At 67.9% G+C, this 24,294-nt stretch carries 21 protein-coding genes; 6 read left to right on the top strand and 15 right to left on the bottom strand.

Annotation, left to right across the window (positions count from 1 at the left end; translation table 11 throughout):
• Positions 1-42 precede the first annotated feature (42 nt).
• The 3 genes from betT to MU582_05230 are packed head-to-tail and all read right to left on the bottom strand — an operon-like array spanning position 43 to position 5,311.
• On the bottom strand, positions 43-2,091 hold the full coding sequence (gene betT, locus MU582_05240; GenBank protein UPK76046.1) for a choline BCCT transporter BetT: 2,049 nt from the start codon (positions 2,089-2,091) through the stop codon (positions 43-45).
• On the bottom strand, positions 2,088-3,809 hold the full coding sequence (betA, locus tag MU582_05235) for a choline dehydrogenase (GenBank protein UPK76045.1): 1,722 nt from the start codon (positions 3,807-3,809) through the stop codon (positions 2,088-2,090). Before betA ends, betT begins: the two co-directional genes overlap by 4 nt.
• Positions 3,806-5,311, bottom strand: a complete 1,506-nt coding sequence (locus MU582_05230) for an aldehyde dehydrogenase family protein (GenBank protein UPK76044.1) — start codon at positions 5,309-5,311, stop codon at positions 3,806-3,808. The genes betA and MU582_05230 overlap by 4 nt, the downstream gene beginning before the upstream one ends.
• A 119-nt stretch (positions 5,312-5,430) precedes the next feature.
• Here MU582_05230 and MU582_05225 point away from each other — a divergent pair, with 119 nt between their 5' ends.
• From MU582_05225 to MU582_05215, 3 genes are all read left to right on the top strand, one after another.
• The gene (locus MU582_05225; GenBank protein ID UPK76043.1) at positions 5,431-5,970 is read left to right on the top strand and encodes a dihydrofolate reductase family protein; all 540 of its coding nucleotides are present in this window, start codon (positions 5,431-5,433) and stop codon (positions 5,968-5,970) included.
• A gap of 66 nt (positions 5,971-6,036) precedes the next feature.
• The gene (locus MU582_05220; protein ID UPK76042.1) at positions 6,037-6,492 is read left to right on the top strand and encodes an XRE family transcriptional regulator; all 456 of its coding nucleotides are present in this window, start codon (positions 6,037-6,039) and stop codon (positions 6,490-6,492) included.
• Positions 6,489-6,827, top strand: a complete 339-nt coding sequence (locus MU582_05215) for a DUF86 domain-containing protein (GenBank protein ID UPK76041.1) — start codon at positions 6,489-6,491, stop codon at positions 6,825-6,827. Before MU582_05220 ends, MU582_05215 begins: the two co-directional genes overlap by 4 nt.
• Positions 6,828-6,838: 11 nt before the next feature.
• Here the strand turns inward: MU582_05215 and MU582_05210 are convergent, their stop codons facing one another.
• The 3 genes from MU582_05210 to MU582_05200 all read right to left on the bottom strand — a co-directional run bounded on the left by MU582_05210 (position 6,839) and on the right by MU582_05200 (position 9,491).
• On the bottom strand, positions 6,839-8,062 hold the full coding sequence (locus MU582_05210) for an MFS transporter (GenBank protein ID UPK76040.1): 1,224 nt from the start codon (positions 8,060-8,062) through the stop codon (positions 6,839-6,841).
• A gap of 144 nt (positions 8,063-8,206) precedes the next feature.
• Positions 8,207-8,902, bottom strand: coding sequence for a YcnI family protein (locus tag MU582_05205; protein ID UPK76039.1), 696 nt, complete (start codon positions 8,900-8,902; stop codon positions 8,207-8,209).
• 67 nt (positions 8,903-8,969) lie between these two features.
• Positions 8,970-9,491, bottom strand: coding sequence for a hypothetical protein (locus MU582_05200; protein UPK76038.1), 522 nt, complete (start codon positions 9,489-9,491; stop codon positions 8,970-8,972).
• Positions 9,492-9,635: 144 nt separating this feature from the next.
• Here MU582_05200 and MU582_05195 point away from each other — a divergent pair, with 144 nt between their 5' ends.
• Positions 9,636-10,625, top strand: coding sequence for a malate dehydrogenase (locus tag MU582_05195; GenBank protein ID UPK76037.1), 990 nt, complete (start codon positions 9,636-9,638; stop codon positions 10,623-10,625).
• Positions 10,626-10,676: 51 nt separating this feature from the next.
• On the opposite strand, the gene MU582_05190 is transcribed toward MU582_05195, so the two are convergent.
• Complete coding sequence (locus tag MU582_05190; protein ID UPK76036.1) at positions 10,677-10,958, bottom strand: DUF3017 domain-containing protein; 282 nt, start codon at positions 10,956-10,958, stop codon at positions 10,677-10,679.
• The gene (locus MU582_05185; protein UPK76035.1) at positions 10,958-11,809 is read right to left on the bottom strand and encodes a bifunctional methylenetetrahydrofolate dehydrogenase/methenyltetrahydrofolate cyclohydrolase; all 852 of its coding nucleotides are present in this window, start codon (positions 11,807-11,809) and stop codon (positions 10,958-10,960) included. Before MU582_05185 ends, MU582_05190 begins: the two co-directional genes overlap by 1 nt.
• Before the next feature lie 139 nt (positions 11,810-11,948).
• Between MU582_05185 and MU582_05180 the strand changes: the two genes are divergently transcribed.
• The gene (locus MU582_05180) at positions 11,949-12,602 is read left to right on the top strand and encodes a TetR family transcriptional regulator (protein ID UPK76034.1); all 654 of its coding nucleotides are present in this window, start codon (positions 11,949-11,951) and stop codon (positions 12,600-12,602) included.
• A 16-nt stretch (positions 12,603-12,618) separates the two neighbouring features.
• On the opposite strand, the gene MU582_05175 is transcribed toward MU582_05180, so the two are convergent.
• The 4 genes from MU582_05175 to MU582_05160 all read right to left on the bottom strand — a co-directional run bounded on the left by MU582_05175 (position 12,619) and on the right by MU582_05160 (position 17,430).
• Complete coding sequence (locus tag MU582_05175) at positions 12,619-13,821, bottom strand: MFS transporter (GenBank protein UPK76033.1); 1,203 nt, start codon at positions 13,819-13,821, stop codon at positions 12,619-12,621.
• Positions 13,822-13,996: 175 nt separating this feature from the next.
• Entirely contained in the window at positions 13,997-15,559 is a 1,563-nt protein-coding gene (gene purH, locus MU582_05170) for a bifunctional phosphoribosylaminoimidazolecarboxamide formyltransferase/IMP cyclohydrolase (GenBank protein UPK76032.1), read from the bottom strand.
• Complete coding sequence (purN, locus tag MU582_05165; GenBank protein UPK76031.1) at positions 15,556-16,194, bottom strand: phosphoribosylglycinamide formyltransferase; 639 nt, start codon at positions 16,192-16,194, stop codon at positions 15,556-15,558. Before purN ends, purH begins: the two co-directional genes overlap by 4 nt.
• 57 nt (positions 16,195-16,251) lie before the next feature.
• Positions 16,252-17,430, bottom strand: a complete 1,179-nt coding sequence (locus MU582_05160; protein ID UPK76030.1) for a DUF6350 family protein — start codon at positions 17,428-17,430, stop codon at positions 16,252-16,254.
• Positions 17,431-17,644: 214 nt separating this feature from the next.
• Here MU582_05160 and MU582_05155 point away from each other — a divergent pair, with 214 nt between their 5' ends.
• Positions 17,645-19,456 carry a hypothetical protein gene (locus tag MU582_05155; protein ID UPK76029.1) on the top strand — a complete coding sequence of 604 codons (1,812 nt, stop codon included), beginning with the start codon at positions 17,645-17,647 and terminating at the stop codon, positions 19,454-19,456.
• A 567-nt stretch (positions 19,457-20,023) separates the two neighbouring features.
• Here the strand turns inward: MU582_05155 and MU582_05150 are convergent.
• Genes MU582_05150 through MU582_05140 form a run of 3 tightly spaced genes read right to left on the bottom strand, consistent with a single transcriptional unit; the run spans position 20,024 to position 24,106 of the window.
• Positions 20,024-20,671: a response regulator transcription factor gene (locus MU582_05150; GenBank protein ID UPK76028.1), complete on the bottom strand. Its 648-nt coding sequence runs from the start codon at positions 20,669-20,671 to the stop codon at positions 20,024-20,026.
• On the bottom strand, positions 20,659-21,942 hold the full coding sequence (locus MU582_05145; protein UPK76027.1) for a sensor histidine kinase: 1,284 nt from the start codon (positions 21,940-21,942) through the stop codon (positions 20,659-20,661). The genes MU582_05150 and MU582_05145 overlap by 13 nt, the downstream gene beginning before the upstream one ends.
• Positions 21,943-21,955: 13 nt before the next feature.
• Entirely contained in the window at positions 21,956-24,106 is a 2,151-nt protein-coding gene (locus MU582_05140) for an MMPL family transporter (GenBank protein UPK76026.1), read from the bottom strand.
• Between the last annotated feature and the right edge of the window lie 188 nt (positions 24,107-24,294).

The raw sequence follows: 24,294 nt of genomic DNA, 5'->3' as shown, positions 1-24,294 counted from the left end.
TGACGCTCGACATCAACGACTGCGCGCCGAACTCTTCGTACGTCAGGACTGGCCGAGGCGGAGGAACTCCAGGTGCCGCTCGTACTGGTCGAGCATGTCGTCGATCAGCTGCATATGGCTGTAGCCCATCACGTCGTAGCCTTGACCGCCCTCGCCGAGGTGCACCTCGACGCGTGAGTACGTACGCTCGCCGTCGCCGCCCGCTCGGTACGCCGGCAACTCCGCCTGCAACGGCACCAGCCGATAGCGGAACGACTGGTCGTCCTCGCTGAGCTCCACCTCGATCTCGACGTACGCCGGCAGCTCGCCGTCATCGGACGCATGACACTCTGCACCGACTCCGTGCTCCGCGAGCTCCTCGCGTACCTCCTGCATGGCGGGCAATGCCGTGTCGCCGAGGAAGGTCGACACTTCGTCGCGGTCGGGGAACGTCATCGCCCGGCGCAACCGCTCCTGCCAGAAGCGGCCGACCTTCGAGCCGCCCGCTCCGTCATGGTGAACGCGCCCGGACAGCTGAGCGGGCAGGATCGCGGCGCGGCTGTCCTCTCGATGGGCCTCAACGCGCAGCGCCTTGTACAGCCCGAACATCAGCAGCACCATCACGAACGCGAACGGCAGGCCCATCACCACGGTCGCGTTCTGTAGCGCGATGATGCCGTTGTCGCCGACGCCGAGCATCGCGATGGTGAGCAGACCCGTGATCGACGCCCAGAAGATCCGCAGCCAGGGTTGGGCATCGGAGCGGGGCGTACGCCGGAACGTCGTCAGGTTGCCCATCACCAAGGCGCCTGAGTCCGCGGACGTCACGTAGAACAACAGACCGACGATGATCGCGACGCTCGCGATGAACGGGAACCACGGATAGTCCCGCAACAGCTCCCAGAGCCCGCTTGCGGGATTGGCTGCCGCCGCCTCTCCGAAGTCCGCATCGCCGCCCCGTACTCGGTCGAGTGCGGCATTGCCGTACACCGACACCCACATCAGGATGTAGGTGAACGGGATGATCATGGTGCCGGTGACGAACTGCCGGATCGTACGTCCGCGGGAGATCCGCGCGAGGAACATCCCGACGAACGACGCCCACGCGATCCACCAGGCCCAGAAGAACAGCGTCCACAGACTCATCCAGTCCGGCTGCGGGTCCTGGGCGAACGTCTGCATCGTCATTCCCGGGAACTTGCTGACGAAGTCGCCGGTGTTCTCGACCAGAGCGTTCAGCAGATACTGCGTACGCCCCGTGACGACGATGAAGAAGGCGAGGCTCAGTGCGAGGATCACGTTGAGCTGCGACAGGAACTTGATGCCCTTGTCGACGCCGGACACCGCCGAGGCCGATGCGGCCGCAACGGCGACCACGACCAAACCGATCTGGGCGGCCTTGCCCTGCTCGATGCCGAACAGCTCGTCGAGCCCGTAGTTGATCTGCGCGACGCCGATGCCCAGCGATACCGCGATGCCGAAGATCGTCGCGATGACCGCTGCCAGGTCGATGCCGTCGCCGAGCGGCCCGTAGATGCGCTTGCCGAAGATCGGGTAGACCGCCGAGCGGATCGCCAGCGGAAGGTTCATCCGGAACGCGAAGTACGCAAGGGCGATGCCCATCAGCGCGTACATCCCCCAGCCGGTGATGCCGTAGTGGAACAACGTCCACACCGTCGCCTCGCGGGCGGCGTCGACCGACTCCGGCTCGGCGCTCGGCGGCGCGAGGTACTGGGTGACGGGCTCCGACACGGCGAAGAACATGATGTCGGTGCCGATGCCCGCGGCGAACAGCATCGACGCCCACGAGAACATCCCGAAGTCCGGCGTTGAGTGCTCGGGGCCGAGCTTGACCTTGCCGTACCGCGACATGGCCAAGAACAGGACGAACACAAGGAAGGTCGTCGAGATCAGGATGTAGAACCAGCCGAACCCCTCCGTCACCCAGGCCAGAAGGTCGCCAAGCGTCGCGGCCGCGGCGTCCGGGTCGATGATCGCCCACAGTGCGATGGCGATGATGCAGATCGACGATCCGATCAGCACCGGCCAGTTCGGGCGTACCTCTGGTTCCTGAGGCTCCTTGCTCACCTCGGCGCGCTCGGTCACGCTCATCTCGGGGGCTCCCTTCTGCCGCTGGGCGGCAGCTCATTGCGTGGATCCCCCGGTGGGTAGAGCGGTGATTCATCACGATAGCGGTAGTACGGCGCGTCGAGCGGCTCCAACGGCTTGTGCCCCGCGATCAGGTCGGCGGCCTTCTCCGCGAGCATCATCGTCGGCGCGTAGATGTTGCCGTTGGTGATGTAGGGCATCGACGATGCATCAACTACGCGTACGCCTTCGACGCCGTGCACTCGCATGGTGCGCGGGTCGAGCACGCTCTGGTCATCGGTACCCAGCTTCGTCGTGCACGACGGATGCAGTGCCGTCTCCGCGTCACGCGCGACCCAGTCGAGGATCTCCTGGTCGGTCTCGACCTCCGGGCCGGGCGAGATCTCGCCGCCGTTGAACGGCGCCATCGCCGGTTGGTTCAGGATCCGTCGTGCCTCGCGGACCATCTCGATCCACTCCCGCCGGTCGTTCTCTGTCGACAGGTAGTTGAACCTCAACGCCGGCTTCTCGTACGGATCGGCGCTCTTGACCAGTACGTTCCCGCGTACATCGGAGTACATCGGCCCGATATGCACCTGGTAGCCGTGCTCGGCTGCCGGCTGAGACCCGTCATAACGAATCGCGATCGGCAGGAAGTGGAACATCTGGTTCGGGTAGTCGACGCGGTCGTTGCTGCGGATGAAGCCGCCCGCCTCGAAGTGGTTGCTCGCTCCGACACCACGGCGCGCCAACCACTCGAGACCGATACGCGGCTTGTGCCGATGTTTGAGCCACGGCGCAATCGACACCGGCTGCAGGCTTTCGTACTGGATGTAGACCTCGAGATGGTCCTGCAGGTTGGCGCCGACACCAGGTAGGTCGACGACGGGCTCGATGCCGACCGATCGCAGGTGGTCGGCCGGGCCGATGCCCGCGAGCTGCAGTAGCTGCGGGCTGTTGATGGCGCCACCGCACAGGATCACCTCGCCCGCCGTCACCGACCGCTTCATCCGGCCGCCGCGTACGTAGTCGAGGCCGACAACGCGGTTGCCGTCGAGGCGGAGTCCGGTCACGTGTGCAAGCGTTTCGACGGTGAGGTTGTCGCGGCCCATCACCGGGTGCAGGTACGCGCGCGCGGCACTCAGTCTGCGACCGCGGTGCACGTTGCGGTCGAACGCCGCGAACCCCTCCTGCCGATAGCCGTTGACATCGTCGGTACGCGGATACCCGGCCTGCTCAGTTGCCTCCAGGAAAGCCCCGAACAACGGGTTCGTCGCCGGCCCGCGCTCGAGGACCAGCGGACCGCTACCGCCGCGCCAGACATCGGCGCCGGCAAGACACGTCTCCATCCGCTTGAAGTACGGCAGACAGTGGGCGTAGTCCCAGGTCTCCATGCCCGGGTCGGCTCCCCAACGCTCGAAGTCCATCGGGTTGCCGCGCTGGAAGATCATCCCGTTGATGCTGCTCGAACCACCGAGCACCTTGCCGCGCGCGTGGTAGACGCGACGCCCGCCCATATGGGGTTCGGGCTCCGACTCGTACTTCCAGTCATACAGGCGATTGCCGATCGGGTACGGCAACGCCGCCGGCATGTGGATGAACGGGTCGAACTTGAAGTCGCTGCGTCCCGCCTCCAGCACGAGCACGCTGACCGCGGAGTCCGCACTCAGCCGATTCGCCAGCGCCGAGCCCGCCGAGCCTCCACCGACGATGACGATGTCGTACATATCCGACTTGCTCATGCTCCGGCGCCTCCGGTCGTCACATTGCCGTCTCCGTTGGAGAACCACCGGATCGGCTTCGGGTCGATGTTGTGCCAGATGTGCTTGGTCTCGCGGTATTCCTCGAGGCCGGTGAGACCGAGCTCGCGGCCGAACCCGGACTGCTTGTAGCCGCCCCATTCGGCCTGCGGTACGTACGGGTGGAAGTCGTTGATCCAGACGGTGCCCATGCGCAGCCCGCGCGCTACCCGCTCCGCGCGACCGGCATCGGTCGTCCAGACCGCACCGGCAAGGCCGTAGATGCTGTCGTTGGCGATCGCGACCGCTTCTTCCTCCGAGCGGAACGTCTCGACGGTGAGGATCGGTCCGAACGATTCGTTCTGGGTGATAGACATATCGGCGGTGCATCCGTCGAGAACGGTGGGCAGGTAGTAATAGCCGTCAGCGAGTGCGGGGTCGTCGGGACGCGCCCCGCCACAGCGCAGCGTGGCGCCTTCCTTGATGCCGGCGGCAACGTACGCCTCCACCTTGTCGCGATGCGCCGCGGAGATCAGCGGCCCGGTTTCGGCGCTCTCGTCGAACGGTCCGCCGAGCCTGATGGTGCGCGCGCGGCGGACGAGCTCGTCGACGAAGTCGTCGTGGATCGACTCCTCGACGATCAGCCGCGCACCCGCAGAACACACCTGCCCGGAATGCAGGAACACCGCGGTGAGCGCGTAGTCGAGCGCGGTCTCCTGGTCGGCGTCGGCGAACACGACGTTGGGGTTCTTGCCACCGAGCTCGAGCGCGACCTTCTTCACGGTGGCAGCGGCAGACGCCATGATCGAACGGCCGGTGATCAGTCCGCCGGTGAACGAGACCAGGTCGACCCGCGGATCGCTGGTCAGCGTCGGGCCGACGTCGGCACCGCTCCCGAGGATGAGGTTCGCGACACCCGCGGGTACGCCGGCCTCGGTCAGGGCCCGCATCAGCCAGATGCCGGTCGAGGGAGTGAGCTCGCTCGGCTTCAGCACAAACGTGTTGCCGGCTGCCAGTGCCGGCGCGACCTTCCAAGCGGTCTGCAGAAGCGGGTAGTTCCACGGCGTGATCAGTGAGCACACGCCGACCGGTTCGTGCACGACGCGACTCGAGATGTTCGGTTGCCCGGTGTCGACGACCCGACCGGCCTCCGCGCCGGCGAGACCCGCGTAGTGGCGGAACACCCCCTCGATGTCGTCGACGTCGTACTCGCTCTCGACGAGGCGCTTACCCGTGTCGCGCGACTCGAGCTCGGCGACCTTCGCCTTGTCGCGAGCGAGGATGTCGGCGACCCGGCTGAGGATCATGCCGCGTTCGAGCGAGGAGCCGTTCGCCCAGGCGCCGTCGTCGAACGCCACGCGGGCCGCCGCGATCGCCCTCTCCGCGTCGCCGGCGCTCGCCTCCGGGACGGTACGAACGTGCGTACCGTCCGCCGGACAGCGGATCTCCCGAGTGTTTCCGTCTGCTGCGTGGCCCCATTGGCCACCGATATAGAGCTGTGACACGTACTGATCACATCACGACCCGCAGCGGTGCGCCAGACAGGATCTGGCCCGCGCCGGACCGATGAGTTTCGGTGGCCGGCTCCGACTACAGGACGGCACCACACCGAGGAGATGTCACGATGCGCAAGGTAGTCGTCTACACACTTCTGTCGCTGGACGGTGTCGCAGAGTCACCGAGCGACTTCATCCATGACTTCGACGAGCTGATGCTCGCGAACCTTCGCCGAGTGATCGAGTCTCAGGATGCGGTGCTGCTCGGCCGAACGATGTACGACGAATGGTCGCGCGACTGGCCCGACTCCGAGCTGGAACCATTCGCGAGCTTCATCAACACCGTCTCGAAGTACGTCGTGACGTCGTCGGAGCTGGACGGAGAGTGGCACAACGCAACCGCGCTCGACGCACCGCTCGCGTCATCGATCGCCCGGCTGCGGCAGCAACCGGGCGCCGACATCGGCGTGCACGGGAGCCTCACCCTCGCTCAGTCGCTGCTTCGTACCGGCGAGGCCGACGAGCTCCGCCTCGTCATCTCCCCGACGATCGCCGCCAAGGGCAGGCGCCTCTTCGACGACAACTCAGCGGGTCGGCGGCTCGAACTGCTACGCGCGGAGCGTACGCCCACCGGTGCGCTGCTCGCCGACTACCGGGTCGGCGACTGAATCGCCTCCGTACCGGTCGGTTGAACGATCAGGCGCAAATATATGCCGGGACGATATAATCAGGTCATGGGCTCGACCGGACAACAAGTACGTGCCGCGCGTTCCGCAGCCAACCTCACCCAGCGCGAGCTCGCCGAGCGTAGCAGCGTGCGTCAGCCGAACATCTCGGCGATCGAACGCGGGCTGGTCGAGCCCCGACGCGAGACCGTCGAGCGACTACTCGCTGCATGCAGGCTACGACCATCGCACGCCATCCGACTGCATCGTGATGCAGTGCTCGAAATTGTTGAGAGTCATCGCGCTCGCCACCCCCGCGCGTTTGGGTCGACCGCGCGGGGAGAGGACACGAGTGGCAGTGATCTCGATCTGCTCGTCGACTTCGACGACGATGCGACCCTGCTCGATCTCACTCGAATGGCCGATGAGCTGGAACGAGTCCTCGGCGTACCGGTCGACATCGTCGACGACGACGGAGACTCGCGGGTACTCCGACGGGCCCGCCAAGAAGCGGTTGCGCTTTGAGGCGCAGCGACGACGATCTCGTCGACGACGTGGCGGGGTTCGTGGCGACGGCTGAGCGCATCGTGGGGCATGGTGAGACGGCATTCTTCAACCCTGCCGACGACATACTCCGACGCGCTGCACGATCGGTTGTCATCGACGTCGCCACCGCGGTCGCTGGGATGTCCTCGCAAACGCGAACGCAGATTCCCGACGCCGCGGCGATCATCGGTATGCGGAACCGACTTGCGCACACTTATCAGGGCGTCAACGACCGCATCGTCTGGAACGTTCTGACTAACGAGCTTCCACGGCTCCTCCGACAGTTGCGCGGAGACGCTTCGACCACTGACTGACGCCCGAGCGGTCAGTGCGAGAGCGAGAGCGACAGCCGCTCGTTGCGGTACAGGAACCCCGACACCGCGAGGATCGCGATGCCTGCGAGGGCGAGTACCGAGCCGACCGCGCTCGGCGCCGTGTAGCCGTAGCCGCCCGCGATGACGACACCGCCGAGCCAGGCGCCGAGTGCGTTGGCGGCGTTGAGTGACGAGTGGTTGAGCGCCGCGCCGAGCATCGCGGCATGGCCGGCTACCTCCATCAGACGCATCTGCAGACACACGACGAGGGTCGACGCCGTCAGCGAGATGAGGAAGACCGTGGCGACCAGCGCCGGCGCGTACGACGCAGCCTGGGTGAACACCGCGAGCAGGACCGCGGTCGCGACCAGCGCTCCCATCAGCGAGCGCAGGATCGCCCAGTCCGCGAGCCGGCCGCCGAGCGCCGTACCGGCGACGCCGCCCACCCCGTACGCGAACAGCACCAGCGGGATGAACGACTTGCCCTGGTGCGCGACATCGGTGACGACCGGCGCGATGTAGCTGTACATCGCGAACATCCCACCGAAGCCGACTGTGCCGATGGCCAGCGTGAGCCACACCTGCGGGCGTCTCAGCGCCGACAGTTCGGTACGAACGCTCGCCTCGCGGTCGCCCGGACTGTGCGGTACGTACGCCAGGATGAGAGCGGCTGTCGCAAGCGTGATCAGCACGACGCTCACGTACGCCGTACGCCAACCGAGCGTCTGGCCGAGCCAGGTCGCGGCGGGTACGCCCGCGACGTTCGCGACCGCGAGGCCGAGCATCACCGAGCTGACCGCGCGTCCGCGTTTGTCGGGCGTGACGAGCGAGGCCGCGATGAGCGAGGCGACGCCGAAGTACGCGCCGTGCGGAAGGCCCGCGATGAACCTGGCGGCCATCAGCATCGGATAGCTCTGCGCCAGAACGGTCAGCAGGTTACCGACGCCGAGCGCGAGCACGAGCCCGATTGCGAGCGCCCGTCGCGGCAGTCGTGCGGACACCGAGACGATCAGAGGCGCGCCGACGAACACACCGACCGCGTACGCGGAGATGATGTGGCCGGTGCTGGGGATCGACTCGCCGATACCTGTCGCGATCTCGGGCAGCAGGCCCATCGTGACGAACTCGGTCGTACCGATCGCGAAGCCGCCGAGCGCCAACGCGACGATCGCGTACGCGGCGTTCGGCGTACGCGAGGTGCGGGTCGGTGGTGCGGGCGCGGTCGTGGTGGTCACCGTGGTTTCAATGCATCGGGCCGGCGGTTCGTTCCGTAACGGTCCCATGAACTCGCTCACACCGCCCAGCCTCCGCCCCTGTGGCGTGACGTTCGAGTGGGAAACGCCGGGCGGTTCCCACTCGAACGTCGGGCCCAGCGGGGGTCAGGCGCGCGTACGCGAACGGGCGAGCGCCACGCCACCGATCACGACGCCGGCGGCGCCGACTCCGAGCGCGGTCCACGCGAGGGCGTCGGAGGAGTCGTCGGACGACGCCTCAGTCGACTCGGCGGCATCGGATGAGCCCGTGGCCTCGCTTGTCGAAGCCTCCTCAGCCGACTCGGACTCCGGTTCGGTCAACGTGATCGCCGGCGCAGGGGCGTCGAGGTCGTCCTCGGTCTGGCCGTCCTTCGGCACCTCGTTCCAATTCGTCTCGCCCTTCTCACACGTCTGCATCGTGGGGAACAGCAGCGTCTGACCGGGCTCGGTCGGCAGCGGGGCGTTGAGCTCGAACGCGTCGCGATATCCGTCCGGCAACGGCTTCTTCGCCGTGTACGTGACACGAGAAACCCGTTCGTTGCCCTCCGCCCCCTCGACCGGCTCGGTTTCCTTTTCGACCGTCCAGCCGTCGTTGACCGTCGGCGTGACGACGTCGATGCCCTTCGGGATGTCGATCGCGACCTTGGTCGTCGCCGAACCGTCGCAGCCGTGCGGCACGGAGAACGTGAGGAGTGCGTACTCCCCCGCCTCGGTCGTCGACGGCGTGACGCCGACATGTGCGGAGGCGGGAACGGCCCCGAGCGCGATCGCGCCCCCGGCCAGGATGATGGGCGCCGCGATGCGGCGCACGATGGTGTGCATGCAGTGTTGGTCCTTGTCTGGAGCAGGGAGGAATCCGCACACACGTCGTCGCGCGCACGGATGAGATTCAGTGGTTCCTGCCTGCTGCCGGTGGACCACGCACGGTCAGCGACGTACCGAGCCAGGTCAGGGACGCCCGAGCAGACGCCGTCGCTGCGAGGCACTCGTCGTGGCTGGGCGGCGATCCGATGTCGCTCTGCGGAACCACCAGCCGCGGCCGAAGCCAACACCACAGCGCCCACGCGGCATCCTCGCCGACAGAGAGCGTGAGTGCGAGCGCGAGCGCTGCGGCCGCATGCGCAGCGAACATCGCCGCGCCGCCGGAGTGTTCTCCCCCGGAAGTCATGAACGCCAGGTGCAGGAGCACCTGGCCGGCACCGAGCACCGCGACCAGCTCGTACACGCTCAACCGGCTGCGGGTCAGGGCACCGGAGTACGCGAGTACGGCGACCGTCGAGCCGGCCAACGCTAGCGGACCGGGTACGTCGCCGCCCGCGGCGACGTGGCCGGCGAGCGACAGTCCGACGACACAGACCGTGACTACGCTCGCGCGCAAGACGCGCAACAGACCACGGTCCGGAGAGCTCACGGCACCACCCTAACGATCGGAGCGCCCGTGCCCGCTCGCGCCGCCGTCTCTCCCAGTGGTCACCCGTGGACGTACGCACGGATTGCCCTTGCTAGCGTCGATCGGGCGTACGAGTGGTACGCCCGACATCGCGAGGAGACCGACGTGAGCAACACCCCTGTCAAGGTTGCCGTGACCGGCGCGGCCGGCCAGATCGGCTACAGCCTGCTGTTCCGCATCGCCAGCGGAGCACTGCTCGGACCCGACACTCCCGTGCAGCTGCGGCTGCTCGAGATCACGCCGGCCCTGAAGGCACTCGAGGGTGTGGTGATGGAGCTCGACGACTGCGCGTTCCCGCTGCTCGCCGGTGTCGAGACCAGCGATGACGCCAACGTCGCGTTCGACGGCGCGAACCTCGCACTGCTCGTCGGTGCTCGCCCGCGCTCGAAGGGCATGGAGCGCGGCGACCTGCTCGAGGCCAACGGCGCGATCTTCACTGCGCAGGGCAAGGCGCTCAACGCCAACGCCGCCGACGACGTACGTATCGGCGTGACCGGCAACCCCGCGAACACCAACGCGCTGATCGCGATGCGCAACGCGCCGGACATTCCGCAGGAGCGGTTCTCCGCGCTCACCCGCCTCGACCACAACCGGGCCATCTCGCAGCTCGCTGCGAAGACCGGCGCCGCGGTCACCGACATCAAGAAGCTGACGATCTGGGGCAACCACTCCGCGACGCAGTACCCCGATATCTTCCACGCGGAGGTCGGCGGACGTAACGCCGCGGAGATCGTCAACGACCAGGCGTGGATCGAGAACGACTTCATCCCCACGGTCGCCAAGCGCGGCGCCGCGATCATCGAGGCGCGCGGCTCGTCGTCGGCCGCCAGCGCCGCGTCCGCGACGATCGACGCGGCCAGGGACTGGCTGCACGGCAGTGCCGATGGCGACTGGCTGTCGATGGCGGTCGCATCCGATGGCTCGTACGGCGTGCCCGAGGGCATCGTCTCGTCGTTCCCCGTGACGACCAAGGACGGCAACTACGAGATCGTCCAGGGCCTCGACGTCAACGACTTCTCCCGCAGCCGGATCGACGCAACGGTCCAGGAGCTCACCGAGGAGCGAGACGCCGTCACGTCTCTCGGCCTCATCTGAGCGCCGAAGGGGCGCCCTCGATCCGCCGGGGGTGCCCCGCCGTCGGCATCGTCAGGGCGACGGCTGGGACGGGATCACGATCGCGAGCGTGATGATCAAGCCGGCGAGGGCGCCCATCCACAGCACGTCGATCACCCGCCGGCGTACGCGCAGGAGTCCGGCGGACCGCTCCGGTATCGCGATCCGCGCAACCGCCGCACCGGCGAAGGCGCCGCCGCAGAGCGAGACACCGAGCCGCCACGGGCCGAACGCCATCACCACGAGCCCGGCAGCCATCACCAGTAGAGCAAGGGCGTAGACGATCGTTCCGAACGGCAGTCGGCGCGGTCGCATCACTCGGCGGCTCGCTCGGCGGCCTCGACGACGTTGGTGAGCAGCAGCGCTCGCGTCATCGGCCCGACGCCACCGGGGTTCGGCGAGATCCAGCCGGCCACCTCACGGGCATCGTCCGCGACGTCGCCGACGATGCCCGTCTCATCGCGACTCACGCCGACATCGAGCAGGGCCGCGCCTGGCTTGACCATCTCGGCCGTGACGATGCCGGGTACGCCGGCCGCGGCGACGACGATATCGGCGCGGCGAACGTGTGCTGCCAGGTCGCGCGTACCGGTGTGGCACAGCGTCACGGTGGCGTTCTCGCTTCGCCGCGTCAGCAGTAGCCCCATCGGTCGGCCCACGGTGATCCCGCGGCCGATCACACAGACCTCGGCGCCGGCGATCTCGACGCCGTGCCGACGCAGCAGCTCGACGATGCCGCGCGGCGTACACGGCAGCGGAGCGGGCTTGCCCAGCACGAGCCAACCGAGGTTCGTGGGGTGCAGACCGTCGGCGTCTTTCACCGGGTCTACGAGCCCGAGCACGCGGTTCTCGTCGAGCCCCTTCGGCAGCGGCAGCTGCACGATGTAGCCGTGACAGGACGGATCGGCGTTGAGCCGCGCAACTGCGTCCTCGACATCGGACTGCGAGGCGGTCGCGGGCAGGTCGACGCGAATGGACTCGATACCGACCTGGGCACAGTCGCGGTGCTTGCCCGCGACGTACTGGTGACTCGCCGCATCGTCTCCGACGAGGACCGTACCGAGCCCGGGTACGACGCCGCGCTCGGCGAGCTTGGTCACGCGATCACGCAGCTCGGACTTGATTGCCGCCGCGGTCGCCTTACCGTCCAGGATCTGTGCCGTCACGGACGGAAGTCTGCCAGACGAGCGGATGCGCGCGGCGTGGATGGGCCCTGGAATGTCCTCGGTTCCCGGCTACCGCGACACGTACGGGTGGTTGAATGGCGAACAACGGGTGAGTCCACACCGTCCAGGAGCTGACGCAATGCCAACACGCGCACGGTTGAGTCAGGAGCGCAGCCGCGAACGAAAGGATGCCCTGCTCGACGCAGCGATCGAGCTGTTCGCCGAGTCGGGCACGCGTGCGGTCACGCATCGGGCCGTCGCGTCGAGAGCCGGCCTGCCGACCGCGAGCACGACGTACTACTTCTCGTCGATCGACGAGATGGTACGCGAGGCGCTGTCGCGGCACATGGAGAACTGGATCACCGAACTCGAAGCGCTCACCACCGTCGCCGAGGCGATGGGCACCGTGCCGGCCGAGCCTGTCGACCTGATCGCGCACATCCTCTCCAGCCGGCCGCCCGCGCTCGTTGCTACTCAGCTGTCGATCCTGATCGCGGTCGCCCGCGATCCCGAGCTCCGGCCGACGATGACCCGCATGCTCGAGTCGCTCGAATCGGTCGCGGCCAGCGTGCTGACTCGGTTGGGTACGCGCAACCCGGAGCGGGTCGCGACCTCGGCCGTCGCGCTCGTCGCCGGGCACGCCCTCGACCGGCTCAGCGAACGCCACAGCACCGAGGAGGAGGCGCGGCTCCTGTTCCATTCGCTTCGGTCGGTCATCGTGGCCGACCTACTCGACCACGACGAGCTGTCCGACGCCATCGCTCGGCTCGGTACGGACGCCGCGCAGACCTGACCTCTCCCCCTACTGGCTACTGGTCATCGACCGGTTCGCGTACACGCGGTAGCCAGCGCGGGGTGACGAACGCGACCAGCACCACCAGACCGCACACGATTCCGAAGGTCGCGGACTCGCTCAGTCGCGAAGCCAACACCCCGAAGAGCGCGAAGATGCCGACGGAGACAAGCTCGCTGGACAGCCCGGACACCGAGGTGACGGTCGCCCGAGCCTCGCCCTCGATCGCGTCCTGCAACCGCGCTTCGGCCACGATCGTCGCGTTGCTCACCATGCCGTAGCCGAGGCCGATCACGATGAATGCGAGCGGCTGCGCGAGCACCGCGCCGGCGACCAGGAGTACGCCCGCCGTGGCAACCATGGCCGCCATCGACCGGGCCCCGATGCGGGCTGTGCGCCCCGCGAGCGCGGTTCCGATCGCCTGCCCGACCACGGTCAGAGCGATCAGGACCGGCACGGCCGCGGGCTCGGCGTCCTTGTCGAGCGCAACGAGCGGGAAGTACTCGTCGTACGCCGTCGTACCGAGCAGCAACGCGGTCAGCAGCACCCCATTGCGTACGGTGCGGACGCGCCGCACCTCCTGCACGCCCGACACCAGCATCCGTACGTACCGCCGCGCGATCCCGTCTCCGGTCTCGACCCGTGCGGCCGCAACCCGGGGCGCCGAGGGCAGCGTCAACGCGACGGCGAACTGGACGAGTGCTGCGCCGACGCTTGTCCACCCGACGAGCGCGTAGCCGCCGAGCGCCATCAGCGGCGCTGCGAGGAGGGTCGCGGCCAGGTTGCACACCATCGACAGCGAGTGAGCGAACCCGAGAAGTCGCGGGTACGCGGTCGAGGCGCCGATCGCGGAGAGCTCGTCGTAGAGGTACGCCTCGTACGTACCCGACATCAGCGCGCTACTGATCGCCCAGAGCACGAAGCCGAGCAGGAAGCCCGCGTACCCGGGCGCGACGATCCAGGCGGCGAACCCGGCGGCGTACACCAGTGAACTCAGTGCAAGAAGCAACCGGCGGGAGAGGGTGTCGGCCCATGCACCGGACGGAACCTCCGCGACGAACGTCGTCACGGACCAGATGACGAACAGCGACGAGATCTCACCCGTCGACAGACCGTGGTCGGCGAACAGCAGCGCGTACACCGCGTACAGCGGGATGAGGTCGCGCACGGAGAAGTACGCGAGCGCGCGTACTGCAAGGGAGCGCGGGACGGCGGTCATCGCAGACCACCCGCGCGAACGTCAGTGACTCAACATCGACAAGAGAGCATGGTCATACGGTGCCAGGAGGCGGCGACAGCGTCAACGAGATTTGACCACCCACGCCCCGTGAGCCACACGTTTCGGCCCCGAATCGCGAAAAATCGAGGCTGAAACGTGCGGCCCAGCGGGCGGGTCAGTGGAAGAAATGGCGCGTGCCCGGGAAGTACATCGCCACGCCGGCATTGCGGACGTACTCGACCACCTCGTCGTCGCGTACGGACCCGCCGGGCTGCACGATCGCGCGTACGCCCGCCTCGACCAGTACCTGAGGGCCGTCGGGGAACGGGAAGAACGCATCGGATGCCGCGACCGCTCCCCGGGCGCGTTCCTCACCCGCTCGCTCGACCGCGAGGCGGCACGAGTCGACCCGGTTGACCTGCCCCATGCCGACGCCGACCGCCGCGCCCTCGCGCGCGAGCAGGATCGCGTTGGACTTGACCGATCGGCACGCGCGCCACGCGAAGGCGAGATCGGCGAGTACGTCGTCGGCCACCGGCTCGCCTGCCGCGAGCGTCCAGGTACCGGGGTCGTCTCCCGGCGCGTCGACGCGGTCGACCTGCTGCATCAACACGCCGCCGCTGATACCGCGGAACTCCACCGGGTCGGGGTGCTCGTCGGCAGGCACCTCGAGCAGCCGGATGTTCTTCTTGCGGCTCAGGATCTCCAGCGCACCGTCGTCGTACGCGGGTGCGACGACAACCTCGGTGAATACCTCGGCGACCTGCTCGGCCATCGCGACCGACACCGGCGCGTTGACGGCGATCACACCGCCGTACGCCGAGACCGGATCACAGGCGTGGGCGCGGCGGTGTGCCTCGGCGACGTCGATGCCGACCGCGATACCGCACGGGTTGGCGTGCTTGATGATCGCGACCGCCGGCCGCTCGAACGTCGCGGCCGCACGTCGAGCCGCATCCGCGTCCACGTAGTTGTTGTACGACATCTCCTTGCCGTGCAGCTGGTTCGCCGCTGCGAGCCCGCCGCGCCAGTGGCGGTACAACGCCGCACCCTGGTGCGGGTTCTCGCCGTAGCGGAGCACGGCCTGCCGCTCCCACGTCGCACCGGTCCAGGCGGGGAAACCGGCGCCGTCGGGCGCGTACTGGTTCGCGAACCACGACGCTACAGCCACGTCGTACGAGGCCGTGTGCGCGAACGCCTCGGCAGCCAGCCGCTTGCGCTCGTCGAGGCTGAACCCGCCGCCACTGGCGGCAGCCAGTACGTCGGCGTACCGATCCGGAGACACGACGATCGCGACCGACGGATGGTTCTTGGCGGCCGCACGCACCATCGACGGCCCGCCGATGTCGATCTGCTCGACGACCTCGTCGGGACCGGCGCCGGAGTTCACGGTGTCGACGAACGGGTAGAGGTTGCTGACGACGAGGTCGAACGGCTCGATCCCGAGGTCGGCGAGCTGGCGCTGGTGCTCATCGAGCCGCAGGTCGGCCAGGATGCCCGCATGCACCTTCGGATGCAGCGTCTTGACGCGACCGTCGAGGCACTCGGGGAAGCCCGTGAGGTCTTCGACCTTGGTCACCGGTACGCCCGCGTCGGCAATCCGCCCGGCCGTCGAGCCGGTCGACACGAGTGCGACGCCCGCCTCGTGCAGGCCGATGGCAAGCTCCTCGAGCCCGGTCTTGTCATACACCGAGATCAGGGCTCTGCGCAGTGGTCTGCGCCCCTCAGTCGTGCTCACGTTCCGAACCGAACCAATCTGTTGTCGATGACGTAACCCTCGCGGACCATCCGGCCCACGTTGTCGACGAGCATCGCGCGCTCGGCGACCTTGATGCGGTTGTGCAGTGTGTCCTCGTCGTCGCCGTCCTCGACCGGCACCGCGGTCTGCGCGACGATCGGGCCGGTGTCGACCCCCTCGTCGACGACGAACAAGGTTGCCCCGGTGACTCGCACCCCGTACGCGAGCGCGTCCCGCGGCCCGTGCATGCCCGGGAACGACGGCGACAGCGCCGGATGGGTATTGACCGTACGCCCGCCGTGCGCAGCGAGGAACGCGGCGCCGGTGAGCTTCATGAAACCCGCGAGAACGACGAGATCGGGCGCGTACGCCGCGACCGACTTGGCGAGCGCCGCATCCCAGTCAGCACGGTCGCGATGATCGCTCAGCGACTCGACGAACGTCGGTACGCCCGCCCGCTCGGCTCGTTCGAGACCCGCGGCACCCGGTCGGTCTGAGCCGACGGCGACGACCGAGCCGCCGTACGACGGCTCGCCGGTTGCGTCGAGGAGCGCCTGCAGGTTCGTGCCGGCACCCGACACGAGCACGACGATGCGCGCTGACCGGTCCGCGACGGGACCAAAGGACACGGACACGAAGGCACTTTCTGTTTCTGTCGAGCGTCAGGTCGTGCTGGCGAAGCCCGGCGGGGCTCACTCGTCCGGGATCCGCGCCTCACGATAGTGCCCCCAAGCAGCACCCGCGGCGCCGCCCACCGCGAGGGCGGCGACCGCAACGGGCAGGCACCACATCACGGCGCCGATGTCGGACATCCGACCGGGTCCGGCGGCTCCACCGGCACACAGCACCGCGAGACCGATCAGCAGACCTGCGACCCCGCCGGCAGTACTGCCGCGGACCATCGAGTCGTAGATCGTCGCATCGGCGATTCCGCGCACCGCGACGTACCCACCGACGAAGCCTGCGACGACCGGGAGCACCACCAGCACCCCGGCCAGCGCCGGCTGGGCACCGGTATCCGGCAGTACGGCCGTCAGCGGGATGGCCGGCAGCTCGCCCAGCCGGACATCGACGACCGTCACCGAGGTGTCGGTGCCGAACGCGAAGCCGGGACCGAGCAGCACGCTCACCGTGAGGAGAAGAACGTTGGGCAGCAGGAGTACGCAGATCAGCAGGATCGCCGCACCGCCGACCAGGCCCGGGGCGAGTACGGACAGCGAGTCCTGGGCCTCGCCGAACCCGGCGATCATCCGGTACGCGATCAGCACCGCCGCACCACCGATGAGCGCAGCAACGGCCGCGCCGCAGCCGGCCAGCACGCCGCGTACGAAGTCGGGCCAGGCGTCCCACAGCGCGCGCAACCGACCGTCGACGCAGAATGCGCCGACGAAACCGGCCAGGCCGGCAAGACCGAACCCGGTCAGACCGGCGCGTACCGGAGAGAACGAAACCTCGGCGGTCGACGCCATCAGTGCCAGCAGCGCCAACGCGGCGCCGTACGTCGCGGCAGCAACCAGGGTCAAAATGGCGATCTCACGGTCTGTGAGGTCCTCGGCCGCGAACCGGTACGCCGCGTACGCCACCGCCACACCGGCCAGCAACGGCACACCCAGCGGTACGACCGTGATCGCGATCCCGCCGACCGTGACTCCGCTGCCGTGCCCGGCCAGCCAGAACCCTGCACCGGCGCGCATCGCACCGGGCGCCGAACCGGCGTCGGAGGCGAGCCAGACCACAACGGCGAGACCGACGCACAACACCACCCCGGCGAGCTGGACGGCACCGGCCGCAAGCAGCCCGGAAAGCGGCGCCGGCCGCCGCGGCAGGTCGGTCTCAACGGCCGTACGCACCCGGTCGCGTACCGTCGTCATCGGTCAGCCCACCTCGCCCGGCTCGCGGATGTTCACGGCACCATCGTCGCGGCCTGCGCCCCGACTGGCCGGGGCAACACGCCGGTGTGTCGCAGGCAACGTCGCCCGCGGTTGGGTCACCTCGGCACATCATCTACGGTCGTATGGGTTGTTCAACACCACCGTGTCGCCCCGCTCGGGAGTCGGCGTAACCTGAGCATTCGAAGGAGGGTGGATGACCCGCGTCGAGGAGTTCGACTCGTTCTACGACTCCACCCGCCAGTACGTACTACATCAGGTGTACGCACTGTCCGGGGACCTCGGCGTCGCCACGACCTCGGTAAAGAACGCCTACGCGAAGGCATGGCAGGGCTGGCCGAAGCTGCGCACCCGAGACCCGCTGACGTTCGTACGCTCCGAGGCCTGGCGCGAGTCGGTACTGCATCGCGGCCCGCAACTGTTGCGCCGCAAACACACCGAGGACACCGACCAGGAGCTGCTCGACGCACTCCACGAGCTGCCCGCCAACGCCCGGCGGCTGCTCATCCTGGTCACCGTCGGCGAGCTGCGCCCCGATGAGGCCGCACGCGAGGTCGGCGTCACCGAGGAGACCGCGGCGAGCGCAACGGATATCGCCCGCGCCGCTCTCGAGCGCCGGTTGGACTCCGACGGCAGGACCATCATCCGCCGGCTGCACGATCTGCGCACCGTCACCGATCAGGTGCCCTTCGAGCGGCCCTCGATCGCGCGGCGCCGTGCACAGCGCCGCGGCCGCCGGCGTACGGTCGGCGTGATCGCCGCGGGCGTACTCGCCATCGTCGGCGCAGGCGTGGTCGTCACCCAGGGTGGCCCGTTGGACAACGCCGCCGATGCGGCCGGCGGGCAGGGCATGCACCCGGTCGCCGATACGGACGAACTGGCGATGACCGACGACGACCTGCTCGACGACTCCCAGCTCAGTGACGTCCAGGATGTGCCGTGGAAGGCCACCGACACGAGCGCAGGACTACGCAACCGCGACAACCTCTCCACGTGTACGCCGAAGCAGGTCGCTGACCCTGGCGCCGCCGGCGGTTGGGTACGCACGTTCGCGGCTGACGACGACTCGGGTTCATTTGCCGTTCAGTCGCTCGAGGTGTCTCGAGACGAGAAGGGCGCCGAGGCGGGGTTCAAGCGCACCGTGGGTTGGTACGCCGACTGCGCCGTGCCGAACATGCAGCTGGTCGGTTCGTACGCGGTCAAGCACAGCAACCGCGAGACCGTCCTCCTGCAGATGCGCCGCTGGGGCACCCCCACCCGCACGTACACGATCGGCATCACCCGATCCGACGTCGCCACGTCGACGTTCGTGCACTCGCAGAAGGGGACGACAGGCGCGCGGGTCGGCAAGTTCGCCCATGCGATCGACAGTTCGCTCGAGCCGCTGTGCGATGAGGACGACAAGCAATGCCAGCGGCCCGGCAAGGTCAGATCGACGTTGCCGCCTGCCACCAGCAATGCGCCGCAGTTCCTCGGTGTGATCGACCTACCGCACGTCGAGGGCGTCGACAAGATGTGGGTCGGCACCGATCCGGACACCGCGAAGCCGAACCCCTCTGCGACAACCTGCGACAAGGCCGAGTTCACGGGCAAGACCGTCCAGAAGGCTCAGGCGCGTACATACGTCATACCCGAAGAGGCAGCGCTCTCGGATCCACAGTCGCCCTTCGGCCTCTCCCAGACCGTCGGCACTTTCACCGACCAGAAGAAGGCCGTCGCCTTCATGCGCGGTGTGATCGACCGGGTCAACAACTGCGAGGACAAAGACCTCTCGGCGACGATCCACAAGGGCAAGCGGATCGCCGAGGCGGGAGTCACGGGCAACACCTGGCGGCTGACCTTCGAGGTCGACGACAAGCACACCGTCGACTACCGGCTCGGGCTCGTACGCACTGGTGACCGAGTCGCGCAGGTGACGTTCGCGCCGTTGAAGAAGTACGACATCCGTAGCTCCGACTTCGACAAGCTGGTGGCGCGCGCCGGCGAGCGGCTGCGCAACGACGGCTGAGTCTGACGTCCGCGTGTCGACCAATCTGCCGGTTTGACTTCGCTGTCGGCCTTCCACCGTTTCGTCGGTACGACTACCCGCCTGCCCGGTTCTCGTCGCTGTCGGCTTTCCTGACTACTCCGGCTGGGTAAAGACGCGGCGACGCGGGGGCCGCAGCTACGACTTCGGGTTGCTTGCCGGCTAACCCGTTTCGGTCGGCTTTTGCGGGGTCGGTGGTGGTGGTTCACCAAGTAAACATGGTGAACTACCGCCTTGCATGGCAGGGACACCGTGCAAAGTGACAGGTCGCCGTGCCCGTTGGTACGCCAGCGACGACCGGTACAGAAGTGACACCGAAACCAAACGTTACCCCGCTCCAATATTAAAGTGGCGCGAATGCCGCCAAGCAACCGACCCGAAATGGCGCCTCCGCGCGTCGCCGCGTCTTTTCCGAACCCATGCAGGACCGAATGCCGACAGCGACGAGAACCGGGCAGGCGGGTAGTCGAACCGAAGCGAACCGGAGCGCCGACAACGAACCCGAACCGCGCAGGCGGGTAGGCGCACCGAAGTACGAGCCCGACCGGCTCAGTGTGCGCGGAGGTACGCGAGCACCGCGAGCACCCGCCGATGGCCGGCATCGGCAGGTGACAGCCCGAGCTTGGCGAAGATGTTGCCGATGTGCTTGCCGACGGCCGTCTCCGAGACATACAGCTGCTCCGCGATCTGACTGTTCGCGTGCCCCTCGGCCATGAGTGCGAGCACCTCGCGTTCGCGCGGGGTCAGGGTGTGCAGCGGATCGTCCGCGCGCCGCCGCACCATCAGCTGCGAAACCACCTCGGGATCCATCACGGTGCCGCCGTCGACGACCCGTTGCAGTGCGTCGAGGAACTTCTCCACCTTCCCGACGCGCTCCTTCAGGAGGTACCCGATTCCGGCGGCGCCGTCGGCGAGCAGATCGGCCGCATAGCTGTCCTCGACGTACGCCGACAACACCAGGATCGGCAGGCCGGGCAGGAGCTTACGTGCTTCGACGGCCGCGCGAAGGCCCTCGTCGGTGAACGTCGGCGGGAGCCGTACGTCGAGCACGGCGACGTCCGGGCGAGTATCGGGCAGGGCGCGTAACACGTCGTCGGCGTTGTCGGCCGCGTACGCGACCTCGATGCCTTCGTTGGTGAGCAGCAGCGTGAGGCCCTGGCGCAGGAGCGCGTCGTCCTCGGCGATCACGACCCGCATGGGATCTCCACGTGCAGCTTGGTCGGCCCGCCGTCTGGGCTGGTCATCTCGAATACCCCTTCGAATGCTTCTACCCTGCGTCGGATGCCGGGCAGCCCGCTGCCCCCGCCGGAGTTCTCGCCGGCTCGGGTCGTCGCGCTCGTCGCTCCGCCGACCCCATCGTCGTAGACATCGATCACCATGCGCTCCGCGGCCCTGTCGCTCACGGTCGCGACCGTGACCTCCGCCCGCATCGCCCGGCTGTGCTTCGCAATGTTGGTCAGCGCCTCCGAGACGATGAAGTACGCCGCCGACTCGACCGCAACCGGCGCCCGTCGCAGCCGATCGGTCGACAGCGTCGCGTCGACGGGACACCGTGCGACCGCGGCCGCGAGCGCACCGTCGAGCCCTCGTTCGTCGAGAACCGGCGGATAGATGTTTCGGACGACCTCACGCAGCTCCGACAGCGCCGTCTCGGCCGCCTCCTGCGCCTTCTCGAGCACCGGGCGTACCTGATCCGGGCCACGTTCGAGCGATCGCTCGAGGATGCCGAGATGCATCACGACGCCCACCAGCTTGTTCTGCGTACCGTCGTGCAGATCGCGTTCGATCCGACGGAGCTCGACGCCGTGCGCCTCGAGCGCCGACGCCCGACTCTCGGTCACCTCCGTGAGACGTCTGGCGAGGACCTCCTGCTGGTTGGGCTGCAGCATCCGCCTCGTCCACCACACGCGCACAGCGGCAACCGCGGGCATCAAAACGATCGCAACGACCATCAGCAGCACGCCGAAGCCCAAGGTCGCGAACGCGAGCGGCCAGCTCGTCACCTCGAACACCGGCGCCGCGGGGTCGCTCTCCGGCAGCATCCACCAGTACGCGGGAACCAGCATGTCGCTGATCGCCGAGAGCGGCATCGCTATCGCGACCAGCCCGACCACGAATCCGGGCAGGCCGTGCACGACGAGCCACAGCAGGTCTCGGTACGTCGCGCGGTCCTGGAAGGCCGCCTGCGCACGGGCAAACCAGTTGCCTGAGAGCGGTACGTACGCCGAGTCGATCGGTTGCCCGGAGAACCGTCCGACCCGACGGCGGGCGGCGTCGGCGTGCCGACGGAGAACCCCGACCCCCCAAGGCAGCGCGAGCCATCCGGGCACGGTCGCCAACGCCAGGATGAGCAGTACGAAGAACCAGACGAACGAGACGACGGATGCCCCGGTCTCCACGACGAGGAACGGCAGGACGCGCACCGCTCGTGCGGCACGCGCCCTGCCCTGCTCGGTCAATGTGCTCATGGCGAGTCAGACGCTACCGGGCGCCGACGTACTCCCGATCCTGCACGTGCTCGCGACGCGCCGGGCGGTCCTGGTGACCCGGCCACCACGCCTTGTGACCGATGAGCGCGGTCAGTGCGGGAGTCAGGACCATCGCCATCACGAACGCCACGATCAGGATGCCGATCGAGATACCGAAGCCCATCTGCTGCAGCGTGACGTCCTCGGCCAGGACGAGCACCCCGAACGTACCCGCGAGGATCAGTCCGGCGGCAGCGATGGTCGGCGCCGTGTGTCGGACCGCCAAGCTGGCCGCGGCCCTGGGCTCGTAACCTTGCCGCGCTTCCTCCCGCAATCGGGCGACCATCAAGATGTTGTAGTCGGTGCCGATGGCGACGACGAACACGTACATCATCAACGGCAGCGTCAGCATCAGTCCGTCTTGGCCCTGCAGCTCCTGGAAGACGAGCACCGTCGCGCCGAGAGACGCGAGGAACCCGAGAGCGACGGACACCATCAGGTACCACGGCGCGACCACACTTCGCAGCATGAGCGCGAGCACCACCAGGATGCAGACACCGGCGACGGGAAAGACCAGCCGGTAGTCGACGTTGATCGCGTCGTCGATGTCGACGAGTACCGACGTGAGTCCGCCGACGTACGCCTGAGAGCCTTCCGGTGCAGACTCATGGGCGATGTTGCGCAGATCGCCGCGTACGAGGTCCATCGCGGCGTCGGACTCCGGCGCGTCGTCGAGTACGACCGACAGGTGCGCGGCAGAGCCGTCCGGGCTGATCTGAGCCGGCGACACTTCGCCGACCCCGTCGACCTCGGCGAGCTGCCGCCCGAGGTCGTCGACTGCAGACGCATCGAGCGTACGGCCGTCGTCGGCCTTGACGAGTACGTCCGTCGGCCGGGTACGACCAGCGGCGAAGCCGGCCTCCAGATCGTCGAGCGCCTTCGCCGACTCGGTGTCCTGCGGACCGGAGTCGGACTGGTCGACCTGGGCGTTGAAGCCCGTCGACAGGACCGCGAGCGCGGCCATCAGCAGACCGGCGACCGCAGCAACCGTCTTCGGCCAGCGAGCCACCAGGGATCCGAGACCTCCCGCGACCCGCTCCTTCGGAGCGCGGCGCCACGACTTCGACGGCCAGAAGACCTTCGTACCGAGCAGCGATACGACGGCCGGGACCAGAGTCAGCCCGGAGGCCAGAGTGACTCCGACGGCAATTGCGAGCGCCGGTCCCCACGCCTGCAGCTGGCCGAGCGTGGACAGCGCGAGCGCAAGGAACGCGATGATGACGACCGCCGCAGCGGACGTGATCGCCTCGCCGACCTTGGCGACGGCCTCGATCATCGCCTCCTTGGGTTCGGAGCCCGCACGCAACCGCTCGCGGAACCGGAACATCAGGAACAGGAAGTAGTCGGCGCCGACACCGAACAGCACGATGATCAACAGCTGCTGGATACTCGAGTCTACCTGCAGATCGAAGCGGTCACTCGCCCAGCCGATCAGGCCGGTCGATGCGACCATCGCGACGACGATCGAGACGATCGGCAGCAGTGCGATGATCGGGCTCCGGAAGATCAGCAGCAATAGCACCACAATCAGACCGAGCGTCGCGAGCATGATCATCTGGTCGACATCACCCGTCGCCTCCAGCTCATCGAGGCTCAACGCGGCATCTCCGGTCACACCCAACTGCAGGTCGGAGTCCGCGAGCAGGTCGGCGGAGTCATCGCGTAGGTCGCGTACGGAGTCGGCCATGGTCTCGCCGAAGATGACCGCGTCGGAGTCGCTCGTCGGCACGACGTTGGCCAACATGATGGACCCGTCGGGTGCGACCTGCTCCGGACCGGTGACGATCTGCTTCACATCGCCGTACTCGTTGGCATCCAGCTCTTCGACGATCGACTCGACGGACCTCTGGTCGGCAGCAGTCAGCTTGCCGCCGTCGTCGCGTTTGAACACCATGATCGCCGCGGCATCGGTGTCGCTCGGGAACGACTTCTCCGCGATGTCCGCGGCCTTGACGGACTCGTACTTCGACGGCAGGAAGTCGGCCTGGTCCTGAGTGGTCTCCAACGGTGGTGCGAGCGACGCCACCGTGACGGCGCCGACGATCCAGACCAGAATCGTCAGCCACGGATGGTGGACGACACGACGTCCGATCCACGCGAACATGGTTCTCCTTAAGGCGGAGGTGGGCAGATGGATGTCCGCAGCGTCCCGCTCCGCCCCCCGTTCGGAGCGGGCCTCGCGAACACACCTGACGCTATTGACGCGGAGCGCGCGTCAACATCCGCCGAACGCCCGTTCTGGGGTGTGGCTGGCTATACCCCGAGGTGGCGTGTGCGCCACCCTCGTACGTG

This window comes from Nocardioidaceae bacterium SCSIO 66511 (genome assembly GCA_023100825.1).
GTDB lineage: Bacteria > Actinomycetota > Actinomycetes > Propionibacteriales > Nocardioidaceae > Solicola.
This window is presented reverse-complemented; position numbering and strand designations above follow the sequence as displayed.

Excerpts from the sequence above, each read along its gene's own strand:
- betT (UPK76046.1), bottom strand. The coding sequence starts at position 2,091 with ATGAGCGTGACCGAGCGCGCCGAGGTGAGCAAGGAGCCTCAGGAACCA.
- betA (UPK76045.1), bottom strand. The coding sequence starts at position 3,809 with ATGAGCAAGTCGGATATGTACGACATCGTCATCGTCGGTGGAGGCTCG.
- MU582_05225 (UPK76043.1), top strand. The coding sequence starts at position 5,431 with ATGCGCAAGGTAGTCGTCTACACACTTCTGTCGCTGGACGGTGTCGCA.
- MU582_05220 (UPK76042.1), top strand. The coding sequence starts at position 6,037 with ATGGGCTCGACCGGACAACAAGTACGTGCCGCGCGTTCCGCAGCCAAC.
- MU582_05205 (UPK76039.1), bottom strand. The coding sequence starts at position 8,902 with ATGCACACCATCGTGCGCCGCATCGCGGCGCCCATCATCCTGGCCGGG.
- MU582_05190 (UPK76036.1), bottom strand. The coding sequence starts at position 10,958 with ATGCGACCGCGCCGACTGCCGTTCGGAACGATCGTCTACGCCCTTGCT.
- MU582_05180 (UPK76034.1), top strand. The coding sequence starts at position 11,949 with ATGCCAACACGCGCACGGTTGAGTCAGGAGCGCAGCCGCGAACGAAAG.
- MU582_05175 (UPK76033.1), bottom strand. The coding sequence starts at position 13,821 with ATGACCGCCGTCCCGCGCTCCCTTGCAGTACGCGCGCTCGCGTACTTC.
- MU582_05160 (UPK76030.1), bottom strand. The coding sequence starts at position 17,430 with ATGACGACGGTACGCGACCGGGTGCGTACGGCCGTTGAGACCGACCTG.
- MU582_05155 (UPK76029.1), top strand. The coding sequence starts at position 17,645 with ATGACCCGCGTCGAGGAGTTCGACTCGTTCTACGACTCCACCCGCCAG.
- MU582_05150 (UPK76028.1), bottom strand. The coding sequence starts at position 20,671 with ATGCGGGTCGTGATCGCCGAGGACGACGCGCTCCTGCGCCAGGGCCTC.
- MU582_05145 (UPK76027.1), bottom strand. The coding sequence starts at position 21,942 with ATGAGCACATTGACCGAGCAGGGCAGGGCGCGTGCCGCACGAGCGGTG.
- MU582_05140 (UPK76026.1), bottom strand. The coding sequence starts at position 24,106 with ATGTTCGCGTGGATCGGACGTCGTGTCGTCCACCATCCGTGGCTGACG.